The 22,447-nt window shown below is 72.1% G+C and carries 19 protein-coding genes; 11 read left to right on the forward strand and 8 right to left on the reverse strand.

Translation table 11 applies throughout. From position 1 onward, the window contains the following. Positions 1-183: 183 nt before the first annotated feature. The 3 genes from ACFYXC_RS18700 to ACFYXC_RS18710 all read right to left on the reverse strand — a co-directional run bounded on the left by ACFYXC_RS18700 (position 184) and on the right by ACFYXC_RS18710 (position 2,678). A complete protein-coding gene (locus ACFYXC_RS18700; protein ID WP_389552747.1) occupies positions 184-834 on the reverse strand; it encodes a hypothetical protein in 651 nt (216 codons plus the stop codon). Next, positions 822-1,379, reverse strand: a complete 558-nt coding sequence (locus tag ACFYXC_RS18705) for a SigE family RNA polymerase sigma factor (protein ID WP_389552750.1) — start codon at positions 1,377-1,379, stop codon at positions 822-824. The genes ACFYXC_RS18700 and ACFYXC_RS18705 overlap by 13 nt, the downstream gene beginning before the upstream one ends. 339 nt (positions 1,380-1,718) lie before the next feature. Continuing rightward, positions 1,719-2,678 (reverse strand): A/G-specific adenine glycosylase, encoded by a 960-nt coding sequence (locus tag ACFYXC_RS18710; RefSeq protein ID WP_389552753.1) that lies wholly within the window; start codon positions 2,676-2,678, stop codon positions 1,719-1,721. A 180-nt stretch (positions 2,679-2,858) separates the two neighbouring features. Here ACFYXC_RS18710 and ACFYXC_RS18715 point away from each other — a divergent pair, with 180 nt between their 5' ends. Further along, a complete protein-coding gene (locus ACFYXC_RS18715; protein ID WP_389552755.1) occupies positions 2,859-3,692 on the forward strand; it encodes a hypothetical protein in 834 nt (277 codons plus the stop codon). A 191-nt stretch (positions 3,693-3,883) separates the two neighbouring features. Here the strand turns inward: ACFYXC_RS18715 and disA are convergent, their stop codons facing one another. Together disA and radA are read right to left on the reverse strand one after the other, a co-directional pair. Then, entirely contained in the window at positions 3,884-5,014 is a 1,131-nt protein-coding gene (gene disA / locus ACFYXC_RS18720) for a DNA integrity scanning diadenylate cyclase DisA (RefSeq protein ID WP_388911578.1), read from the reverse strand. A 70-nt stretch (positions 5,015-5,084) separates the two neighbouring features. Continuing rightward, positions 5,085-6,494 (reverse strand): DNA repair protein RadA, encoded by a 1,410-nt coding sequence (gene radA, locus ACFYXC_RS18725; RefSeq protein ID WP_388911575.1) that lies wholly within the window; start codon positions 6,492-6,494, stop codon positions 5,085-5,087. Positions 6,495-6,714: 220 nt separating this feature from the next. Between radA and ACFYXC_RS18730 the strand changes: the two genes are divergently transcribed. Then, positions 6,715-8,568: a hypothetical protein gene (locus ACFYXC_RS18730; protein WP_389552759.1), complete on the forward strand. Its 1,854-nt coding sequence runs from the start codon at positions 6,715-6,717 to the stop codon at positions 8,566-8,568. Between the two features lie 12 nt (positions 8,569-8,580). Here the strand turns inward: ACFYXC_RS18730 and ACFYXC_RS18735 are convergent, their stop codons facing one another. Further along, the gene (locus ACFYXC_RS18735) at positions 8,581-9,468 is read right to left on the reverse strand and encodes a hypothetical protein (protein WP_389552762.1); all 888 of its coding nucleotides are present in this window, start codon (positions 9,466-9,468) and stop codon (positions 8,581-8,583) included. A gap of 71 nt (positions 9,469-9,539) precedes the next feature. On the opposite strand from ACFYXC_RS18735, the gene ACFYXC_RS18740 reads away from it, so the two are divergent. The 4 genes from ACFYXC_RS18740 to ilvD all read left to right on the forward strand — a co-directional run bounded on the left by ACFYXC_RS18740 (position 9,540) and on the right by ilvD (position 14,272). Beyond that, positions 9,540-10,472 carry a Ppx/GppA family phosphatase gene (locus ACFYXC_RS18740; protein ID WP_388911566.1) on the forward strand — a complete coding sequence of 311 codons (933 nt, stop codon included), beginning with the start codon at positions 9,540-9,542 and terminating at the stop codon, positions 10,470-10,472. A gap of 279 nt (positions 10,473-10,751) precedes the next feature. Further along, positions 10,752-11,576, forward strand: coding sequence for a sugar phosphate isomerase/epimerase family protein (locus ACFYXC_RS18745; protein WP_388911563.1), 825 nt, complete (start codon positions 10,752-10,754; stop codon positions 11,574-11,576). Next, on the forward strand, positions 11,573-12,187 hold the full coding sequence (locus ACFYXC_RS18750; protein ID WP_389552766.1) for a TetR family transcriptional regulator: 615 nt from the start codon (positions 11,573-11,575) through the stop codon (positions 12,185-12,187). The genes ACFYXC_RS18745 and ACFYXC_RS18750 overlap by 4 nt, the downstream gene beginning before the upstream one ends. 231 nt (positions 12,188-12,418) lie before the next feature. After that, on the forward strand, positions 12,419-14,272 hold the full coding sequence (ilvD, locus tag ACFYXC_RS18755) for a dihydroxy-acid dehydratase (RefSeq protein WP_389552769.1): 1,854 nt from the start codon (positions 12,419-12,421) through the stop codon (positions 14,270-14,272). 241 nt (positions 14,273-14,513) lie between these two features. On the opposite strand, the gene ACFYXC_RS18760 is transcribed toward ilvD, so the two are convergent. Further along, the gene (locus ACFYXC_RS18760; RefSeq protein ID WP_389552772.1) at positions 14,514-16,727 is read right to left on the reverse strand and encodes a PQQ-binding-like beta-propeller repeat protein; all 2,214 of its coding nucleotides are present in this window, start codon (positions 16,725-16,727) and stop codon (positions 14,514-14,516) included. A 160-nt stretch (positions 16,728-16,887) separates the two neighbouring features. Here ACFYXC_RS18760 and ACFYXC_RS18765 point away from each other — a divergent pair, with 160 nt between their 5' ends. The 5 genes from ACFYXC_RS18765 to proC all read left to right on the forward strand — a co-directional run bounded on the left by ACFYXC_RS18765 (position 16,888) and on the right by proC (position 20,729). After that, positions 16,888-17,265, forward strand: coding sequence for a peptidase (locus tag ACFYXC_RS18765; protein WP_389552775.1), 378 nt, complete (start codon positions 16,888-16,890; stop codon positions 17,263-17,265). A 173-nt stretch (positions 17,266-17,438) separates the two neighbouring features. Further along, on the forward strand, positions 17,439-17,960 hold the full coding sequence (locus ACFYXC_RS18770; RefSeq protein ID WP_389552777.1) for an EamA/RhaT family transporter: 522 nt from the start codon (positions 17,439-17,441) through the stop codon (positions 17,958-17,960). Positions 17,961-18,197: 237 nt separating this feature from the next. Next, positions 18,198-19,016 (forward strand): ABC transporter ATP-binding protein, encoded by an 819-nt coding sequence (locus ACFYXC_RS18775; protein WP_389552780.1) that lies wholly within the window; start codon positions 18,198-18,200, stop codon positions 19,014-19,016. Beyond that, positions 19,013-19,807: an ABC transporter permease gene (locus tag ACFYXC_RS18780; RefSeq protein ID WP_389552783.1), complete on the forward strand. Its 795-nt coding sequence runs from the start codon at positions 19,013-19,015 to the stop codon at positions 19,805-19,807. Before ACFYXC_RS18775 ends, ACFYXC_RS18780 begins: the two co-directional genes overlap by 4 nt. A gap of 112 nt (positions 19,808-19,919) precedes the next feature. After that, the gene (gene proC, locus ACFYXC_RS18785; protein WP_389552785.1) at positions 19,920-20,729 is read left to right on the forward strand and encodes a pyrroline-5-carboxylate reductase; all 810 of its coding nucleotides are present in this window, start codon (positions 19,920-19,922) and stop codon (positions 20,727-20,729) included. A 75-nt stretch (positions 20,730-20,804) separates the two neighbouring features. On the opposite strand, the gene trpS is transcribed toward proC, so the two are convergent. Further along, positions 20,805-21,803, reverse strand: coding sequence for a tryptophan--tRNA ligase (gene trpS / locus ACFYXC_RS18790; RefSeq protein WP_389552788.1), 999 nt, complete (start codon positions 21,801-21,803; stop codon positions 20,805-20,807). Positions 21,804-22,447 lie beyond the last annotated feature (644 nt).

The following is a 22,447-nucleotide window of genomic DNA, read 5'->3' on the forward strand; positions in this document are numbered from 1 at the left end:
CCGGTGCTCTCAGTTTCTCGGTCGGTCGTGCACACGCTCGGTCGCTCGCTCGGTCACGCAGTCGGTCGGTCACGCGGTCGGTCGGTAGGTCACGCGCTCACTCGGTCGGTGGGCCGCCCGCCCGGCCGCGCGCCGGCGGGTGGCGCTTCGACGGCTCGACGGCGCCCACCCGAAGGGTCTGCACTACTGCTCGGCCGGGGCCGCCGTCTCGCCGCCCACCACTTTGCTGTAGTCGTTGTGCGTCCTGGCCCGCTCGGTGAAGCGCGTCGCCAACCAGCGGTACGTGATCACTTCCTCGCCGGACGGAGACGTCACCGAGTCGTCCTTCTCGTAGACCTGCTGGGTGATCACCAGGTCGCCCCGGTCGATCTCCGCGTACACCGGGGGTTCCTCGGCGCGGAAGACGTTCCGGTACACGTCACCCTCCTCCCGGTACACGTACGAGCCGACACCGACCGCGTCCCCGCAGGTCATCACGTTGATCACGACGTCGTCGACGGATCCGCCGGTGAGGTTGCCGTACGACACGTCGACCGGGTACTCGTCGCCGACGCACGGTTTCAGGTCGCGCTTGACCGCCGCGCTGACCCCCGGGTCGGCCCGGACGAGCCGCACCGCGTTCACCCGGTCGGGGGTCGCCGACGGGGAGAGGGCGGGGGCCACGGCGCTTCCGGAGACCGGGTCCGACAGGGCCGGGCCCTCGTCCCGGGCGCCGGTGCCGCCCGTACCGCAGGCGGACACGAAAAGGCCGAGGGCGGCGAACACGGCCCCCGCCGTGATCACCGCCTTCCGGACCCCGCGGGCCCGGGGGGCCTCAGTGTCTAGGCCGCGCAACGCTCCCGCTCCTCACGCTCCGGCGTGCGTACGCCGAGCTCGTCGTTCTCGTCACAGGCCCGGCGCTCCAGCTCTTCGCGGAGCCTGGCGAGCGCCCGGTGCAGTGTGCTCTTGACCGTGCCGGCCGACATGCCGAGAGCGGCGGCCGTCTCCTCCGTGGACATCTGCTCCCAGTGTCGCAGCACGACGACGCTGCGCTGCTTGGGAGCGAGCACCTTCATGATGTCCATCAGGAGCGCGCGGTCCGCGTGCTGCTCGGTGGAGTCGTCCACGCTCGCGTCCGGCAGCTGTTCGGTGGGGACCTCCTCCAGCTTGCGGGCCCGCCACCACTCCGTCCGCGTGTTGATCATGACGCGGCGCAGATAGGCGTCGGCGAGGCGCTTGTCCGCGATGCCGTCCCAGCGCCCGTACGTCCGCACCAGCGCCGTCTGCAGGAGGTCCTGCGCGTCGATGGGGTCGGGGACCAGGCGGCGTGCGCTGCGCAGCAGCGCGTCCTGCCGGGTGCGGACGTACTCCTCGAACTCGAGCACCTCGCCGTGCGCCATGCCAACCGCCTCCGTCCCCGTTCCGACCCGCGTGCTGCCGGCTGTCCGTTGCCTGCCGTACCGCTGCTGCGCGGTACGGCACTGAAGTTACGGACGTGTTGTCACGGGGCTGTCCGAGCGAGCCTGCGGCGAGCGCTCGGCTGTCCGTCGGTTGTGTAACGGAAGTAGGCGCGGGGTAAAGGAGCGCGGTGACTGGTGCGGGTACGGGGCGATTTGCCTGCCGGGCCCCTGTCACACGACCCGGTGGGACCTGAGGACCGGCTGTCGGGTCGGTGTGTGGGGCAGTCGTGGGTCGGTGCGTGGTGCGGTCGCGGGTCAGCGCGTGGGTCAGCGCGTGGGTCAGCCCTGGGGGAGCCGGTACAGACCGCCGGCGAGCGGTTCGACCAGTCCGTCGGAGACCAGTCCGTCCAGGGCGCGGGCCCGCTGCACGGGCTCCTCCCACACCCGGTCGAGGACCGACTGCGGTACGGGCGTGACCGCTTCGCGCAGCACGGCGAGCAGGCGGCCGCGTACCTGCCGGTCCGTGCCCGCGTACGTCTGACCGCGCCGCGGCGGGCCCTCGTGAGCGGGCTTCCCGGCCAGCCGCCAGGTGCACATGGCCGCTATCGGACACCGCACGCATGCCTCGTTCCTCGCCGTGCAGACGAGGGCGCCGAGTTCCATGGACGCGGCGGCCCAGAGCGAGGCGGTGCGCTCGTCGTCGGGCAGCAGGGCGCGGGCGAGCCTGCGTTCGGCGGCGGTCGTGGCGTTCGGCGGGTACTGGACTCCGGTGACGGCCCGTGCGAACACCCGCCGCACGTTCGTGTCCAGGACGGCGTGCCGCTGCCCGTACGCGAAGGAGGCCACCGCCGCCGCCGTGTACTCGCCGATGCCGGGCAGCGCGAGCAACTGGGCGTGCTCGGTGGGTACGTCGCCGCCGTGGCGCTCCGTTATGGCGACCGCCGCGCCGTGCAGGCGGAGCGCGCGGCGGGGGTAGCCGAGGCGGCCCCAGGCGCGGACGGCTTCGCCCGGCGCGTCCTCGGCGAGGTCGGCGGGCCTCGGCCAGCGGGCGAGCCACTGCTCGTACACGGGGAGCACGCGGCTCACCGGTGTCTGCTGCAGCATGAACTCGCTCACCATCACGCCCCACGGACCCGCGTCGGGGCGCCGCCACGGGAGGTCCCGCGCGTGGTGCTGGAACCAGTCGATGACGGGGCCGTGCAGGGTGTCGCCGACGGCCGCGGGAATGTCGCCGACGGCCGCGTGGGTGTCGGCGAGGGCGGGGGACGACGGTTTCGTGGGTTTCGTGGGGGCACTCATGGCACGTCCGATCCTGCCATGGGCCGCGGTGGTTTTCCGGGGGCGGGGGCTTGTGTTGTGGTTCGGGTGCGGGTCGAAGACGGTCCCCGCCGTGCTCTTGAGCTGATGATCGGAAAAAGTTGGCGGGTTGAGCGGCGGGTGGGGCCGGTGAACTCCCGGATCTCTCGTAGAGTTTGCGGCGTGGGATCTATGCGCAATCCGGTCGGGCCGCTTCCCTCCTCCATCTACTGGCGACGGAGGGCCATCTTGGCGTCCATGGTCGCGGTGTTGGCACTGCTGATCACGTGGGTGGTCACCTCCGACGGCGGGGGTGGCGGCAAGGGTGACGCGGACGGGTCCAACGACAAGAACCCGACCGCGTCGATCACGCCGGGCCCCTCGGGATCGGACCCCGCGATCAGCCAAGCCCCGGGCGGACGCGACGAGTCGAGCGGCAGCGGTGAGGGTGACGGCGACGGCGGCTCCGGTGGTTCGGGCGGCTCGGCGGGGTCCGGCGGCTCGGACGATTCGGCTTCCGGCGGCGCGGGTTCCGGCGGTGCGGGCACGGGTGGCGGTACGGGCGGTGGAACGGGTGGCGGTTCCGGTGACACGGTCCCGGCCGGGTCCAGTCTCCCCAACTGCACGCCGGGCTCGGTGAAGTTGACGCTGCGCAGTGTCCACAACTCCTACACGCCCGACGAGAAGCCGACCTTCGAACTGATCGCCAAGAACTCCTCCGGCAGCGACTGCAAGCTCGATCTCGGCCCGAAGAAGGCGGTGTTGACGATCACGCAGGCCGCCGGCGACGACGAGATCTGGTCTTCGGCCGACTGCCCGACGGGCGCCGCGAGCATCCTCTTCCGTGTCCCGGCGAACGACCAGGTCGTCCGCACCGTCGAATGGAACCGCAAGGCGAGCGCCCCGCAGTGCGCGACCCCGCCGGCCCTCTCGGCCACCCCCGGCACCTACTTGGTGGAAGCCAAGACCCCGGGCCTCCCCAAGTCCCAGACATCCTTCGTCCTAAAAAAGGACTGACCCACCCGGCGCAGCCCTCTCAGGCGCGCGGGGAACGCCGCACCAAGCCCCGACCGACCCGCACCCCACCGACGCCCGAAACCCGCACTCCCCCAGGGGCGCGGGGAACGGCGCAAACAAGCCCCGCACAGAGCAAGCCGAACCAAGAAGAGCAAGCCAAGCCGAGAGGGCGACGCCAGGCCGCCGGCAGGCTAGACGTAGCGCTCGAGGATCGAGGACTCCGCCAACCGCGAAAGCCCCTCCCGCACACTCCGCGCCCGAGCCTCCCCGACCCCGTCGACCGTCTGCAGATCATCCACACTCGCGGCGAGCAACTTCTGCAGCCCTCCGAAGTGCTCGACCAGCCGGTCGATGATCGCGCCAGGCAGCCGCGGCACCTTCGCCAGCAGCCGGAACCCGCGGGGCGACACCGCGGAGTCGAGCGCCTCGGGCGACCCGGTGTACCCCAGCGCCCGCGCCACCGTGGGCATTTCGAGCAGCTCGGCATGCGACAGCGCGTCGAGCTCGAACAGCGCTTCGTCCACCGTCCGGGAACGCTTCGCGGTCGGCTCGGGCACATAGTCCCGGACGACGAGCGACCGCTCGGGCTCGACCCCCGCGATCAACTCGTCCAGCTGCAGCGCGAGCAGCCGCCCGTCCGTGCCCAGCTCCACCACGTACTCGGCGATCTCGGTCGCGATCCGCCGCACCATCTCAAGGCGCTGGGCCACCGCGGACACGTCCCGGACGGTGACCAGGTCCTCGATCTCGAGCGCCGACAGCGTGCCCGCGACCTCGTCGAGCCGCAGTTTGTACCGCTCCAGCGTGGCCAGCGCCTGGTTGGCGCGGGACAGGATCGCGGCCGAGTCCTCCAGGACCCGCCGCTGCCCGTCCACGTACAGCGCGATCAGCCGCATGGACTGGGAGACGGAGACCACGGGGAAACCGACCTGCTTGCTCACCCGGTCCGCCGTGCGGTGCCGGGTGCCCGTCTCCTCCGTGGGGATCGTCGGGTCGGGCACCAGCTGCACGCCGGCCCGCAAGATCTTGGTGATGTCCTTGTCGACGATGATGCCGCCGTCGAGCTTGCACAGCTCGCGCAGCCGCGTCGCCGTGAACTCGACGTCCAGCACGAAACCGCCGCTGCACATCGCCTCGACGTTCTTGTCCCAGCCGAGCACGATGAGCCCGCCGGTGTTGCCGCGGAGGATCCGCTCCAGGCCGTCACGCAGGCCCGTGCCGGGGGCCACCGCGCTCAGGGCTGTGCGCATCAGGCCATCGGCACCGGAACTCCCGCTCCCGCCGGACTTGCCGGGAACTGCTGCCCGGTCGTTGGCTGCCACTGCACTCCTCCGGTCGCAGGCTTCTGAGGGCGCCCTCGGTTCGTACGGACGGGCGAGACCTGGGCAAAGTCTACCGGCGCTCTTCCCCGTCCCGTGGGGCCTCTCGCCGACGCGACCTCGGGAGGACCCGCAGCGCGTCCCCCATGTCGGCGACTTCCAGGACCTTCATACCGGGAGGGATCTTGCCCGGGTCGCTCGGGACGAGGGCGTGGGTGAAGCCGAGACGGTGCGCTTCGGAGAGCCTGCGCTGGACGCCCGTGACCCGTCTGACCTCGCCCGCGAGCCCGACCTCGCCGATCGCGACGAGGTTCTGGGGCAGCGGGGTGTCGCTCGCCGCACTGGCCAGCGCGAGCGCGATCGCGAGGTCCGCGGCGGGCTCGGAGAGTTTCACGCCGCCGACCGTCGCGGTGTAGATGTCCCGCTTCCCGAGGGCGCTGATCCGGCCGCGCTGCTCCAGGACGGCGAGCATCATCTGGACCCGGGAGGTCTCCAGGCCGGAGGTCGTCCGCCGCGGGGTGGGGATCTGGGTGTCCACGGTGAGCGCCTGCACCTCGGCGACCAGGGGGCGGCGGCCTTCGAGGGTGACGGTCAGGCAGGTGCCGGGGACGGGCTCGGCCCGGCGGGTGAGGAAGAGACCGGAGGGGTCGGCGAGCCCGGTGATGCCCTCGTCGTGCAGCTCGAAGCAACCGACCTCGTCCGTGGTCCCGTACCGGTTCTTGACGCCTCGTACGAGTCTGAGGCGCGCGTGCCGGTCGCCCTCGAAGCTCAGGACGACGTCCACGAGGTGCTCCAGCAGGCGCGGACCGGCGATCGCGCCGTCCTTGGTGACATGGCCCACCAGGAGGGTGGACATGCCGCGCTCCTTGGAGGCGCGGATCAGGGCTCCGGCCACCTCACGGACCTGGGACATCCCTCCGGGGGCGCCGTCGATCTCCGGTGAGGCCACGGTCTGTACGGAGTCGAGGACGAGCAGGGACGGCTTCACCGCGTCCAGGTGGCCGAGGACCGCGGCCAGGTCGGTCTCCGCCGCCAGATACAGGTGGTCGTCGATCGCCTTGATGCGGTCGGCGCGCAGCCGGACCTGGCTCGCCGACTCCTCGCCCGTGATGTAGAGCGTGCGGTGGTCGTCGCTCGCGGCCTTCGCCGCCACGTCCAGCAGCAGCGTGGACTTGCCGACACCCGGCTCGCCCGCCACGAGCACCACCGCGCCCGGTACGAGGCCGCCGCCCAGCACGCGGTCCAGCTCGGGCACACCGGTCGAGCGGGCGGTCGCCTGCCGGCCGTCGACCTCACCGATGGGCAGCGCGGAGGTGGTGACCCGGCCGGGGGCCGTCGTACGCACCGCGGGCGCGCCGTACTCCTCGATCGTCCCCCACGCCTGGCACTCGGGGCAGCGGCCGAGCCACTTGGCCGTCTGCCAGCCGCACTCGGTGCAGCGGTAGGACGGCCGGTCCTTCGCGGTCTTCGTACGGGCAGCCATGACACGAACCGTAACCGGCGCCACTGACAGCGCCGTGACGGCCCGTTGGCACCAGGTGCCGGTAACCGGGCACTCTTCGCAAACCGGCCACCGCCCGTCAGGAGCACGACACCGGGTCAGGGGCCTCGCCCTCATTTGAGGGATCGTTTCACCCGTATGGATTAAATGTGCGCAAGCAGGAAGAGGGCGCCGTCGGAAGGCGCCTACGGTCGCACGGGTGATGAGCAGTCCCGAGACCTCGACCCGCACCACCGGCGCACACCGGGCATACCGCGAGGCGCGCGACCGGGCGGCGGCGCGCACGCTGGCACAGCGCCCGCCGGCCCGCTACGAGCCGTACCTGGACGGCCTGTTCACCTACTGCCTGTCCGTCCTGTGCGACCACGACACGGCGACCGCCGCCCTCGGTGACGTCCTCGCCCTCGCCGAGCGCCGCGGCCAGCGCGGCCCGGAGGAGCCGGACCACCACCGGGCCTGGCTGTACGCACTGGCCCGCTGGTCCTGTCTGCGCAAGCTCGCCGAGGCCAAGCAGAAACGTCATGGCACCCATGCCGCGGGCCGTCCCGAGGCCGACGGCCGTGCCGCGGGTCGCGCGCCGGGCCCGGAACCGGCGAACCGCGCCCCGAGCACAGGCACGGGCATGGGAGCCGGATCGGGCACGGGTGCCCCAGCGGCCGCCGCCGGCCGTTCCGTGAGCGAGCGGGCGGACAGCCGCTCGTCCGCCGACCTCCCGGCCGCCGAGGCAGAGCGCCGCCGTCGTGAACTCGCCCTGCTGGCCTGGCCGGAGGCCGCCGGGACGACACCGGAACAGCGCGAGGCGCTCGAACTCGCCGTGCGCCACCAGCTCGCCGCCCACGAGGTGGCCGCCGTCCTCGGCATGACCCCGGTCACCGCCCGGGAACTCCTCGCGGCGGCGGCCTGCGAGGTCGAGCGCACGCGTGCCGCCTTGGCCGTCGTCGAGACCGGGACCTGTCCGGGCGTCGCGCGGCTCACCGGTGACAACCGCCTCGTCCTCAACGCGGCGCTGCGCCGCGAACTGGTCCGGCACGTCGACGACTGCCCCCGCTGCCGCCGGACCGCCGAGCGCGCGGTGCCCGGCTCCTGGCCGGGCACCAGCGTCACACCCGCCGCGCTGCCCGTGCTCGAAGCCCCGCGTGCGGCCCTCCACAGGGCCATGACGCACCTCCCGCGCGCGCGGGGCGGCGGCCCGCGCTTCGACCGGCGCGGTTTCCCGATGGACCCCAAGGACCACGCGGCCCGCCGGGACCGGCTACGCGCGCGTGCCGTCACGGGCACGGTCGTCGCCACCGTCGTGGCGGCCCCCGTGCTCGCCCTGTGGGCGGCCTATCGCGGCGCGCCCCTCCTCGGCGAGGGCGCCGACGGCCGGCCGGTGACCGCGAGCGAGGCGCACGACTCCGGAGGCATGGACGGGGAGGGGCCCGGTTACGAGAACGCCGGCAACGCCAGTACGCGTCCCGACTCCCGCTTCACCCCGCGCAGCGGCTCGTCCGACGTCTCCGTGGAGGTCGTCGGCGTGGGTCCGGGGCAGCGCACGGGCGACCTCTCCGTGGTGGCCCGCTCCAGCGGCGACACGACTCTGGTGACCCTCACGGCGACCGGCGGTTCACCGGTCCGCTGGTCCGCGCACACGGGGGCGGCCTGGCTCTACCTGAACCGGTCGTCGGGGACGCTGGCACCGGGGGAGTCGGTGACGGTGAAGGTGTACGTCGACCCCCTGCGCGAACCGATCGGTGCGTGGAGTGCGCGGGTGTCGGTCGCGCCGGCGGGGGCGGTGGTGACGATCAGCGGGTACGGGGCGGCGGGACCGTCCCGGCCGGGGGCGGGACCGCGGCCGGATCCGCCGAGGCCGCCCGGCCCGGCGCCGTCCGACCCCGGACCGCCGGATCCCGGGCCGTCCGACCCCGGCCCGGGACCCGATCCCGAGCCGATGCCGTCCGATCCCGGTGCGTCCGAGCCGGGGCCGCAGCCGACGCCGCCGGATCCCGGGCCGTCAGAGCCTGAGCCCGAGCCGCCGCCGGGCACCTCCGGAGGGTCCACCTCCACGCGGCCCTGACCGGGCCGGTCGTCACCGGGACGGAGTCCGCGGGTCCGCGGGGTGCGGGGCCAGCAGGGGGAGCTGGGAGGACAGGCGTTCCTCGCACAGGGCCGCCAGGCGGTCGTACGCGGGCCTGCCCATCAGCTCGATCAGTTCCGGGCGGTACGAGACGTACACGGGGTCCCCGGCGCCGTGGGCCGAGGTCGCCGACGTGCACCACCAGTGCAGGTCGTGCCCGCCGGGCCCCCACCCGCGGCGGTCGTACTCGCCGATCGAGACCTGCAGCACACGGGTGTCGTCGGGCCGGTCGATCCACTCGTACGTCCGCCGGACCGGCAGCTGCCAGCAGACGTCCGGCTTGGTCTCCAGGGGCTCGCGGCCCTCCTTGACCGCAAGGATGTGCAGCGAGCAGCCCATGCCGCCGGCGAAACCGGGGCGGTTCTGGAAGATGCAGGAGCCCTGGTACGGGCGCGTCTGCCGCTCACCGTCCTCGTCCTGCGAGACCCAGCCGGTCTCGGTCCCCACGTCGTGGTGCTGCCAGATGTCCGGCGTGAGCCTCGCCACATGACCGGCGACACGCTTCTCGTCGTCCTCGTCCGAGAAGTGGGCCCCCAGCGTGCAGCACCCGTCCTCCGCGCGGCCCGCCTGGATGCCCTGACAGCCGCTGCCGAAGACGCAGTTCCAGCGAGAGGTCAGCCAGGTCAGATCGCAGCGGAAGACCTGCTCGTCGTCGGCCGGATCCGGGAACTCCACCCACGCGCGCGCGAAGTCGAGCCCCTTCTCGTCACCCTTCACGGGCTTGGGGAGCTTCCCGGCCTTCTTGGACCCGGAGACCTTCACCCGGAGGAGGTCCTCCACGGACTCGATGGCGGTGTCCTTGGTCGATTTCTCGCTCTTCGCCTTTTTCGTCTTTGGCACCAGTCCAGAGTAAGTGGCCCGTGACCACTCTGGGGACGGCCGGGCGGCCCGGGCGCAGTAGCGTGCCGTACATGAGACTCGGTGTCCTGGACGTGGGTTCGAACACGGTGCACCTGCTGGTGGTGGACGCACACCCCGGCGCGCGCCCGCTGCCCGCGCATTCGCACAAGGCGGAGCTGCGGCTCGCCCAACTCCTCGACGACAGCGGTGCGATCGACTCCGCAGGGGTCGACAAACTGATCGCCGTCGTCCGGGAGGCGATGGAGGCGGCCGAGGACAAGGGCGTCGAGGATCTGCTGCCGTTCGCGACCTCCGCCGTGCGGGAGGCCAGCAACGCCGACGAGGTGCTGGCGCGGGTGCGCGCCGAGACCGGTGTGGAGCTCCAGGTACTCACCGGCGCCGAGGAGGCCCGGCTCACCTTCCTCGCCGCCCGCCGCTGGTTCGGCTGGTCGGCCGGGAAACTGCTCGTCCTCGACATCGGCGGCGGTTCGCTGGAGATCGGCTACGGGATAGACGAGGAGCCCGACGCCGCCGCGTCCCTGCCGCTCGGCGCGGGACGCCTCACCGCGGGCTGGCTGCCGACCGACCCGGCGGACCCGGCGGACATCAAGGCCCTGCGCCGCCATGTGCGGGCCCAGATCGCCCGTACGGTCGGGGAGTTCAGCCGTTTCGGCGCCCCCGACCACGTGGTCGCCACGTCCAAGACCTTCAAGCAGCTCGCCCGCCTCGCCGGGGCCGCGCGCTCCGTCGACGGCCTGTATGTGCAGCGCGAGCTCAAGCGCCGCTCCCTGGAGGACTGGGTGCCACGCCTCGCCTCCATGACCGCCGCCGAGCGCGCGGAGCTCCCCGGGGTGTCCGAGGGCCGGGCGGGCCAGCTCCTGGCCGGCGCCATCGTGGCCGAGGGCGCGATGGACCTCTTCGGCGTGGAAACCGTGGAGATCTGCCCCTGGGCACTCCGAGAGGGAGTGATCCTCCGCAGCCTGGACCAAATGACATCCCCCTGACCCACCCCACGCCCCTCAGGGACGCGAGGAACGGCGCGAGCACCCCCCACCGGACCGCTCCCACCTCCTCAACCCTCACCCCCCTTAGGGGCGCGGGGAACTGCGCGAGCACCCCCACCGGACCGGTCACACCCCCACCTCCCCGGCCACCAGCCTCACCCCCCTCAGGGCCGCAGGGAACACCGCCAACCCCCCACGACCAAAACCCGCGGACGCGAACCGGCGGACAAACAACCCCGCCCCCCACCACCCGACGAACCCACCCCGTAACCTGTCCCCGTGGCAGACCCAGTCGTGCGCATCCCGGATGCGAAGGTCGCGCTGTCCACGGCCTCCGTCTATCCGGAGTCGACGGCGACGGCCTTCGAGATCGCCGCGCGCCTCGGCTACGACGGCGTCGAGGTCATGGTGTGGACCGATCCGGTCAGCCAGGACATCGAGGCCCTGCGCCGCCTCAGCGACTACCACCACATGCCGATCCTCGCCGTACACGCCCCCTGCCTGCTCATCACCCAGCGCGTCTGGTCCACCGACCCGTGGACCAAACTCCAGCGCGCCCGGGCGGCAGCCGAGAAACTCGGCGCGAGCGCGGTCGTCGTCCACCCCCCCTTCCGCTGGCAGCGCCAGTACTCCCGCGACTTCGTCACCGGGATCTGGCAGATGGCGAACGAGACGGACGTACGATTCGCCGTGGAAAACATGTACCCCTGGCGTTACCGCGACCGCGAGATGCTCGCCTACGCGCCCGACTGGGACGTCACCAAGGACGACTACCGGCATTTCACGATCGATCTCAGCCACACCGCGACGGCCCGCACGGACGCGCTCCAGATGATCGACCGCATGAGCGACCGCCTCGGCCACGTCCACCTCGCCGACGGCAACGGTTCCAACAAGGACGAGCACCTCGTCCCCGGCCGCGGCACCCAGCCCTGCGCCGAGCTGCTGGAACGGCTCGCCCTGTCCGGCTACGACGGCCATGTCGTCATCGAGGTCAACACCCGCCGGGCCATGTCCAGCGCGGAGCGCGAGGCCGACCTGGCGGAGGCCCTCGCCTTCACCCGCCTCCACCTGGCCTCGGCGGCCCGGGTCCCGCGTACATGACCGCCGCCGCCCCGCGCCGCCGGGGACGCCCTTCCCGTACGGACTCCGCGGACGCCCCCGCGGCCCGCGACCGCATCCTGGCGGCGGCCCGCGAGGAGTTCGCCAACCGGGGCTTCGAGAAGACGTCCATGCGGGGCATCGCCAAGGCGGCGGACGTGGACTCGGCCCTCGTGCACCACTACTTCGGTACCAAGGAGCAGATCTTCGAGGCGTCCATCGAGGTCGCCATCGGGCCCCTCCTGAGCGCCCCCGGCGCGGTCGCCGAAGGCCCCCTGGACGGCACGGGCGAGCGGCTGGCCCGCTTCTTCTTCGGCGTCTGGGAGAACCCGGCCACCCGCAAGGCCCTGCTCGCGATCGTCCGCTCCGCCGTGAACAACGAGGTCGCTGCCGGAGTCTTCCGCCGCCTGGTCTCCGCCCAGCTGCTGCGCCGCGTCGCCGCCCAGCTCGACGTCCCCGACGCCGAACTGCGCGCCGAACTGGCCGCGGCCCAACTCGTCGGCGTCGCGATGCTGCGTTACGTGATCAAGGTGGAACCCCTGGCCTCGGCAGACCCGGAACAGATCATCAACCGCGTCTCCCCGGTGATCCAGTCCCACCTGACAGCCCCATGATCCCCCGAAGCAGGGGCGCAGCCCGCTGAAGGGCGCGGGGAACCGTGAGCTCAGCCCTCACCGGCCGGCACTCGACATCCGACCTCGAGCGCCCCACCCTGCCCGCCCCGCCCGCACCGGTACCCCACAGACCCCGAGACGACGATCCCGCATACCGGACACCATGTCCGGCCCCTGGATGACGGGCGTACGCTCGACGACAGTCAACACTCTCCGAAGGAGCGAGCGACGATGCCCGAGCTGAGGTCCCGCACAGTCACCCACGGCCGCAACATGGCGGGCGCACGCGCCCTTATGCGCGCCTCCGGTGTACCGGGCGCGGACATCGGCCGCAAGCCGATCGTCGCGGTCGCCAACTCCTTCACGGAGTTCGTGCCGGGCCACACCCACCTCCAGCCGGTCGGCCGGATCGTGAGCGAGGCCATCACGGCCGCGGGCGGCATCCCGCGCGAGTTCAACACGATCGCCGTCGACGACGGCATCGCGATGGGCCACGGCGGAATGCTGTACTCGCTCCCGTCCCGCGACCTGATCGCGGACAGCGTGGAGTACATGGTGGAGGCCCACTGCGCCGACGCCCTGATCTGCATCTCGAACTGCGACAAGATCACCCCCGGCATGCTCATGGCCGCCCTGCGCCTGAACATCCCGACGGTCTTCGTCTCCGGCGGCCCCATGGAGTCCGGCCGCGCCACCCTGGTCGACGGCTCGGTCCGCACGCTCGACCTGGTCGACGCGATCTCCGACGCCGTGAACGACAAGATCTCGGACGAGGACATCCTCCGTATCGAGGAGAACGCCTGTCCGACCTGCGGGTCCTGTTCCGGCATGTTCACGGCCAACTCCATGAACTGCCTGACCGAGGCCATCGGCCTCTCCCTCCCCGGCAACGGCTCGGTCCTCGCCACGCACACGGCCCGCAAGGGCCTGTACGAGGACGCCGCGCGCACGGTCATGGACATCACCCGCCGCTACTACGAGCAGGACGACGAGACGGTCCTGCCGCGCAACGTCGCCACGTTCGCGGCCTTCGAGAACGCCATGGCCCTCGACATCGCCATGGGCGGCTCGACCAACACGATCCTGCACCTGCTGGCCGCCGCCGAGGAGGCGGGCGTCCCGTTCGGCCTGGACGAGATCAACGCGGTCTCGCGCCGTGTGCCGTGCCTCGCCAAGGTCGCCCCGAACGTGGCGAAGGACCGCACGTACTACATGGAGGACGTGCACCGGGCCGGCGGCATCCCCGCCCTGCTCGGCGAACTCCACCGCGCGGGCCTGCTGAACGAGGACGTGCACGCCGTGCACAGCCCGTCCCTCGCCGACTGGCTCAAGACCTGGGACGTCCGCGGCGGCTCCCCCTCCCCGGAGGCCCTGGAGCTGTGGTTCGCGGCGCCCGGCGGCGTCCGCTCGTCCTCCGCCTTCTCGCAGTCCGAGCGCTGGGAGGCCCTCGACGAGGACGCGGCGGGCGGCTGCATCCGCTCCGCCGAGCACGCGTACTCCAAGGACGGCGGCCTCGCGGTCCTCAAGGGCAACCTCGCCGTCGACGGCTGTGTCGTGAAGACGGCGGGCGTGGACGAGTCGATCTGGACCTTCGAGGGCCCGGCGGTCGTCTGTGAGTCGCAGGAGGAGGCCGTCGACAAGATCCTCAAGAAGGAGATCACGCACGGCGACGTCGTCGTCATCCGCTACGAGGGCCCCAAGGGCGGCCCCGGCATGCAGGAGATGCTCTACCCGACGTCCTTCCTCAAGGGCCGCGGGCTCGGCAAGACCTGCGCCCTGATCACCGACGGCCGCTTCTCCGGCGGCACCTCGGGCCTGTCCATCGGCCACGCGTCGCCCGAGGCGGCGTCCGGCGGCACGATCGCCCTCGTCCGGGACGGCGACCGCATCCGCATCGACATCCCGAACCGCAGCATCGAGCTCCTGGTCACCGACGAGGAACTGACCGCGCGCCGCGAGGCCCTCGGCGGCGTGTACGCCCCGGTCGCCCGCGAGCGCAAGGTCTCGGCGGCCCTGCGCGCGTACGCCGCGATGGCGACCAGCGCGGACAGGGGCGCGGTCCGGGACGTCTCAAAGCTCGGCTAGCCCACGGCTGGACCAACAGCCGAGCCGCAGATCAGCCGAGGGCCAGGCAGCCGACCCCCGCCTCTGCACCCGCACCCGTACCTCACAGTGCACCCGAACCCGCCCGGTCCGCACCACCGGGCGGGTTCGGCGTTCCCGGACCACGAGGTTGTTCCCGGGCCGCGCGCCTGTCCCGGGGGCGTGCCCTGTGCCAGCCCCGGGGCGCACCCGACCGGGTCCGGCCGGCACGATCGGGCGGGGCTCACCAGTCGGCGGGTCCGCGAGCGCTCACGGCGAAGACGCTGCCGTCGGGCGCGCCCGCGAAGACCTCACCGTCCATGACCACCGGCCGGGGCAGTTCCGCCACGACCCGTGCCGTGTCCCCGCCGAGCCGGGGGCGGGTCTGGCCCAGCGGCTCGCCGTCACGGGCGTTCGTGGCGAGCAGGCGGCCGTCGGGAGCGCTGATGTACACGCGGCCACCCGACACCACAGGCCGCGACGGACGGCTCACCGAGGTCTCCAGGCGCCACAGCTCGGAACCCACCCCGTCCTCCCCGGCCCGGCGTGTGTCGACGGCCACGATCGAGCCGCCCACCTCGCTCAGGTACACGACGCCACCACTCTCCGCGGCGGACGCCCGGTCGAGCGGGGTCGGCAGGGACACCCGGCGGACGCCGCGCTCCCCGGTGTCCCACCGCACCACCGCGTCGACCAGCTGGTCGGCGTTCGTCGACAGGAGGTACAGGGCCCCGTCCGGCGCGGAGAACGGGCTCAGGTTCCCGGCCGCCGACCTCGTCCACGACACCGTTCCCCGCTCCGCGGACACCGCGCTCACCTGCGTGGCGGTCCCGTCGTCGGAGGGCGTCACCGCGTAGAAGACGCCCGCTCCGACCGGACCGCCGATCCACTGGGTGCCCAGGCCACCGATCCGCGTGCTCCAGCGTTCCTCGCCCGTCGCACTGTCCAGCGCCCGCACGGCGCCCCGCTCACCGATGAGGAGCGTGGTGTCCGCACTGTGTACGACGGCCGCGTACGCGGAGACGTCCACGTCCCAGCGCTGCTTCCCCGACCCGGTGTCGACCGCCGTGAGCCGGCCGCCGCTCGTGATGTGCAGCAGGCCGCCGGACAGCACGGGAGGCGTCTTCGCCCCCGCATCCGAGCCGCCACCGCCGTCCCCTCCCGCCCCGCCGTCCCCTTCTGCTCCGCCCGCGCCCTTGTACGACCACATGACCCGGCCGTTCGCGGGATCGAGCCGTGCCGCCGGGATGCCCGGTGCCGAGCAGTAGAGGGCGCCCTCGCCCGACGTGCAGACCGGCGGTGTGGCCGGGGCGCCGTCGTCCGGGGTGCCGTCGTCCGGGGTGCCGTTGTCCGGGGTGCCGTCGTCCGGGGTGCCGTCGAGGACCGTACTCCAGGGCCGAAACGTTTCCGGACCCGCTTCGGCGGAGCCGGTCGGGGATGTCCCGGACGAGGTCAGCTCCCGTACGCCGAGAGCGCCTCCCGCCGCCAGCACGAGCGTGACACCGACCACGGCGGCACGTCCGGGACGCCGGCGGGCGCGCGGAGGAGCGGCCGGCTCCGGCTGGGGCCTCGCGCCGATGTGCGTCTCCTCCGGGGAGCGCCGCTGGGCCGGGATGCGGGGTGCCGCCGTGCGCGTCGGCTGCCGCAGGGCGTCCATCACCTCGGCCGGTGAGGGCCGTTCCGCCGGGTCCTTCGCCAGACAGCGCAGGATCAACGGCACCAGGTCGTCCGGCACACCCGCGAGGTCCGGTTCGTTGTGCACCACCTGGTACGCGACGATGTACGGACTGTTGGAGTCGAAGGGGCCGCGGCCCGTCGCCGCGTGGGCCAGCACCGCGCCCATCGCGAACACGTCGGCGGCCGGTCCGACCTCCCTCGGCCGCTGGAACTGCTCGGGCGCCATGAAGGGCGGCGAACCGATCAGTTTCCCCGTCTCCGTCCGCAGATCGCTGTCCACCGGACGCGAGATGCCGAAGTCGATGACCTTGGGGCCGTCGGGCGCGAGAAGGACGTTGCTCGGTTTGAGATCGCGGTGGACCACTCCGACGCGGTGGATGTCGCGCAGCGCCTCGGCCAGACCCGCACCGAGTCTGCGTACCTCACCGGAGTCCATCGCGCCGTTCCGCTTCACCTGCTCGGAGAGGGTGGGGCCGGGTATGAACAGGGTCGCCATCCACGGCAGTGCGGCATCGGGGTCCGCGTCCACCACGGGCGCGGTGAAGGCCCCGCTCACCCGCCGGGCGGCGCTCACCTCCTGCCGGAAGCGCGCCCTGAACTCGGGGTCCGCCGCGTACTGGGCGTGCACGACCTTGATCGCGAGACGCAGTCCGGAGGCGGACGTCGCCAGGTGCACCACACCCATGCCGCCCGCACCCAGGCAGGACTCGAGGCGGTACTGCCCGGCATAGTCCGGGTGTTCCGCTTCCTGTCCGGGTCCGAAGCTGCGCAGCGGGGCCATGGCCCACCCCCGTGTTCGTGTCCGCCGAGCGCGACGCACGGAGCCTAGTCGATGGTGCGTGCGATGTCGGACGCGCTTGCTAGCCTGCGCGGGTCGCGCGCCCGATGCGCGAGAAATACCGGCAGGACACGCAGGACACAGAGCAACGGGGGAGGCAGCAATGGCTGTAGAGGACGGTACGAGCGCGGTCGAAGTAGCGGTCGACGGCACGGAGGAGGGGGTGGGGGCGGCGACCGCGACACTGGTCGCCGCCGAGAGCGCCGAGAGCGCCGAGACTACGGAGGCGCTGGCGGTCCGCTACCCGGTGGCCGCGGGCGTACGCCTGAAGGTCCGCAGCGGTCCCGGCACCCAGTACCAGCTGATCAAGGTGCTGCCGCTGGGGGCCCGCGTGCCCATCAACTGCCAGAAGCCCGGCGAGTGGGTGACCGGCACCTACGGCACGACGAACATCTGGGACAACATCGCCAACGGCCAGTACGTCTCGGACGCGTACGTCGACACGGGCAGCGACGGATACGTGGCCCCGCGCTGCGCCTGAGCGGCCCCGATCCGCAGGCGCCCCGGACCGCCGGACCGCGATCCGGCGGTCCGCGGCGCCCCCGCACACCACTGCTGCCGCCGGCACGTCTGCGCGCCGACACGTCTGGGCGAAGGCACCCGCCCGCCAGCGCCGACGCCCCCTGCCTGTCCACGGGAGGTCCGAGACGATCGATGCCCGGGGCGGTGGATGCCCGAGGCGATAATCGAGTGGTGAGCGACGCATCAGGCAGCCCCGCAGGCCCCCGCCCCGAACCGATCCGCTTCTTCGGAACGACCTGGGTGGACCACGACGGCGGGTACGCGGCCCGCCGCGCCGCCGCGGCCGTCGGCTCACTCGCCGCGATCGTGGCCGGCTGCCTGGTCCTGCGCTTCGCCTACGAAGGACTGGCGATCGCGGCCGTGGGCGGCTTCGTGACGCTCCTGGTCGTGACGATGTTCGCCGTCTGCAGCGCGCTCGCGTTCCGCCACACCTGGGCGGGCTACTCGCGGCGCCCCGCCCCGGACACCCAGTCCGCCCTGCGGGGCCTGCTGACCATCGGCTTCGTGGGCACCCTCGCCGCGTACTTCTTCCGCTCGCTGACGGAGGCGCCGGGCGAGAGCCTGCACCGCGGCGAGTACGAGACGGCCCGCGCCGCACACGACCGGCGAACGGCCCGCCGCGCGGGAAAGCCCTCCCGCAAGCGACGCACCTGACAGACCGCCCCCACTCCTCGGAACGCCGGACGGACACGACCGGTGAGAGCCAGTCGCGCACCCCCGAGCCCGCGCCCTACGCGGCAGCCGCCCCTGAGCCGCGCGAGCCGCCCCTGAGCCGCGCGAAATATCGCACACCCACCCACAAACTGCTCGTCGCCACCCGCGCCTGAAGCGGTCACGGCGGTGCGTCGCCATGGCTTGACGGCTTCATGACCCCGGCGCATTATTCATCACATGATGAATAATGCGTCCGGCCCACCCGCGCCCGCACCACCACCCACGGACCCCACAGCGGTGCACGCCGCCGCCCTCACTGTCGTCCGAGGTCACCGCCACGTCCTGCGCGGGCTCGACTTCGACGTCCCCCGGGGCCAGATCACCGGCCTCCTCGGCCCCTCCGGGTGCGGCAAGTCCACCCTGATGCGGTCGATCGTCGGCACCCAGGCCAAGGTCACCGGCACCCTGGACGTCCTCGGCCTCCCCGCCGGACACGCCGCCCTGCGCTCCCGCATCGGCTACGTCACCCAAGCCCCCTCCGTCTACGACGACCTGACAGTCCGCCAGAACCTCGACTACTTCGCCGCCGTCCTCGACCCCGGCCGCGCGGCGGCCGAACGCCGCCACGAGCACGTCACCCACGCCATCTCCGACGTCGACCTCACCTCCCACGCCGACGCCCTCGCGGGCAACCTCAGCGGCGGGCAGCGCAGCCGCGTCTCCCTCGCCGTGGCCCTCATCGGCGCCCCCGAACTCCTCGTCCTCGACGAACCCACCGTCGGCCTCGACCCCGTACTCCGCCGCGATCTGTGGCAGCTCTTCCACGCCATCGCCGCCGACTGCGGGGCCACCCTCCTCATCTCCTCCCACGTCATGGACGAGGCCGAGCGCTGCCACCGGCTCCTCCTGATGCGCGAGGGCGGGATCCTCGCCGACGAGACCTCGGACGCCCTGCGCGACCGGACCGGCACCGACACCGTCGAAGCCGCCTTCCTCCACCTCGTCGACGAAGCGATCGCGGCCGGCGCCCGGCCGAGCAAGGAGACCGTCCGATGACCACGACCACCACCCCGCGTACGAGCCCGGCCGCGCCCCCGAAGCCGCGCGCGATCGACCTCGCCCGCACCACCGCCACCGCGGCCCGCGTCCTGCGCCAGCTACGCCACGACCCGCGCACGATCGCGCTGATGATCCTCATCCCGTGCGTGATGCTCCTGCTGCTCCGCTACGTCTTCGACGGCAGCCCACGCACCTTCGACTCCATCGGCGCCTCACTGCTCGGCATCTTCCCCCTCATCACGATGTTCCTGGTCACCTCCATCGCCACCCTCCGCGAACGCACCTCAGGCACCCTCGAACGCCTCCTCGCCATGCCCCTCGGCAAGGCCGACCTCATCGCCGGCTACGCCCTCGCCTTCGGCGCGATCGCCATCGTCCAGTCCGTCCTCGCCACCGGCCTGGCCGTCTGGGCCCTCGGTCTCGACGTCACAGGCTCGGCCTGGCTGCTCCTCCTCGTCGCCCTGCTCGACGCCCTGCTCGGCACGGCCCTGGGCCTCTTCGTCTCGGCGTTCACCTCCTCCGAGTTCCAGGCCGTCCAGTTCATGCCGGCCGTGATCTTCCCCCAGCTCCTCCTGTGCGGCCTGTTCACCCCGCGCTCCGCCATGCACCCCGTACTCGAAGGCATCTCCGACGTGCTTCCCATGTCGTACGCGGTCGACGGCATGAACGAAGTCCTCAAGCACACCGACATCACCGCCGCCTTCGTCCGCGACGCCCTGATCGTCGCGGCCTGCGCCCTCCTCGTCCTCACCCTCGGCGCGGCAACCCTCCGCCGCCGCACCGCCTGACACGGACCTCCCCCGGGCACCACCGCGTCCCGCCCAGCGGACACCGCAGCCCACAGCCGGGCCCCGGTGCGAGGATGAGCCCCGGACGTCGCACCCCGGAGGGCAACCGAACATGACCCAGAAAGTCGCAGTGCTCGGCACCGGCAAGATCGGCGAGGCCCTGCTCAGCGGAATGATCCGAGCCGGCTGGGCCCCCGCCGACCTCCTGGTCACGGCCCGCCGCCCCGAGCGCACCCGGGAACTCCAGGAGCGACACGGCGTCACCCCGGTCAGCAACCAGGAGGCGGCCAAGACCGCCGACACGCTGATCCTCACGGTCAAGCCGCAGGACATGGGCACCCTCCTCGACGAACTCGCCTCGCACGTCCCCGCCGACCGCCTGGTCGTCAGCGGCGCGGCGGGCATCCCCACCTCCTTCTTCGAGGAGCGCCTCGCCCAGGGCACCCCCGTCGTCCGTGTCATGACGAACACCCCCGCCCTCGTCGACGAGGCCATGTCCGTCATCTCCGCGGGCAGCCACGCCACCGCCGAGCACCTCGCCCACGCCGAGGAGATCTTCGGCGCCGTCGGCAAGACGCTCCGCGTCCCCGAGTCCCAGCAGGACGCCTGCACCGCCCTCTCCGGATCGGGACCGGCGTACTTCTTCTACCTGGTCGAGGCCATGACCGACGCGGGCATCCTGCTCGGCCTGCCCCGCGACAAGGCCCACGACCTCATCGTCCAGTCCGCGATCGGCGCCGCCGTGATGCTCCGCGACAGCGGCGAGCACCCCGTGAAGCTCCGCGAGAACGTCACCTCCCCCGCGGGCACCACGATCAACGCCATCCGCGAACTCGAGAACCACGGCGTACGGGCCGCCCTCATCGCCGCCCTCGAAGCAGCCCGCGACCGCAGCCGAGCACTCGCCTCCGGCAACAGCTAGGCCCCGCTGGAACACCGGGGCCGGACCCGCCTCCGGCCCCACCGCTCCTCGGTCCCACCACTCCTCGCATCGCCGTCACACCGCAGGCAGCAGCCCGATCGCCCGGTACGCCGCGTCCACCCTCGGCCTCGCCATCTCTCTGGCCCTCTCGGCACCCTCGCGCAACACCCCCTCCACATACGCGGCATCCGCGCACAGCTCCTTGTGCCTCTGCTGTACGGGCCTCAGGAGCTCCACCACGGCGTCGGCGGTGTCCTTCTTCAAAGATCCGTACGACTCGTATACACCGGCCAGGTCGTTCGGGTTCCCACCTTCACAGGCCGCGAGGATCTCCAGCAGGTTCGAGACCCCGGGCCGGGCCTCCCGGTCGTAGGCGACGTCCCGCCCGCTGTCCGTCACAGCCCGCATGACCTTCTTCCGGACGACGTCTGGCTCGTCGAGCAGATAGACGATGCCCGGGCCGACGTCGTCGGACTTCCCCATCTTCGACGTCGGGTCCTGCAGGTTCATGACGCGGGCCGCCACCCCCGGATGCGTGGTCCGCGGCACCACGAACGTCTGCCCGTACCGCTGGTTGAACCGCACCGCCACATCCCGCGTCAGCTCCACGTGCTGCGCCTGGTCGTCACCGACCGGCACCTCGTCGGTCCCGTACGCCAGGATGTCCGCCGCCATCAGCACGGGATACGTCAGCAGCGACAGCCGCACACTCCCGCCCCGCGCCCGCTCGGCCGCCGCCTTCTCCTTGTACTGGATCATCCGGCGCATCTCACCGTCGGTCGCCACGCACTCGAGTAGATACGAAAGCCGCACGTGCTCATCCACGTGACTCTGTACGAAGACGGTGCACAGCTTCGGATCGAGCCCCGCGGCGAGCAACAGCGTGGCCGCCTGCCGACTCAGCCTGCGCACGCGGGCGGGATCGTGGTCCACGGTCAGCGCGTGCAGGTCGACGACGCAGAACAGCGCGTCGGCCTCGTGCTGGTCGACCTCGCTCCAGCGCCGCATCGCCCCCAGGTAGTTGCCGAGCGTCAGATGCCCGGTCGGCTTGACCCCGCTGAAGACCCGCTTCATTCCTCTACCTCCTGGTCGAGGCCGCCACCACCGCCGGCCGGCGCTCCAGGAGGGAGATACGAGAACGGCCGCCGAGGAGGCGGCCGATGAGTACACGCGTATGTACGGCCGCCGTCAGGCGGCCCACCACAGCTGGGTGCACGCGTGCGTAGTCATGGCACCGAGACTACCCCCGCGAGGGCGCTCCCCGGAGGCAAGTTGACACGCCCCTGCCCGCTACGTACTGTTCTCCGAGTTGTCCGACGTGAGCGCCGACTTCGGTTGGTCCCCGGACAGCCATTCCGCACCAAGCACAAGCGATCGACGATCCGTCGTCGGCTCGTTTTCCTGCGTGTTTGCGAAATGAGGAATCCGCGTTCGAAAGGGCGCAACCCCGATTAGCTCGGGGGCCACGATTCCGCTAAAGTCTCACTCGTCGGAACGGCCCAACAGCCGCGAGGACAACCCACTTCGACTGGGAATCGGGCCCGAGAGGATCTGATAGAGTCGGATTCGCCGGAAAGGGAAACGCGAGAGCGGGAACCTGGAAAGCACCGAGGAAATCAGAGTCGGAAACGGTCTGATAGAGTCGGAAACGCAAGACAGCAAGACAAGAACACAGCAGGACCGAAGGGAAAAGCCCGGAGGAAAGCCCGAGAGGGTGA

It is taken from the genome of Streptomyces sp. NPDC002701 (assembly GCF_042889045.1).
Taxonomy (GTDB): domain Bacteria; phylum Actinomycetota; class Actinomycetes; order Streptomycetales; family Streptomycetaceae; genus Streptomyces.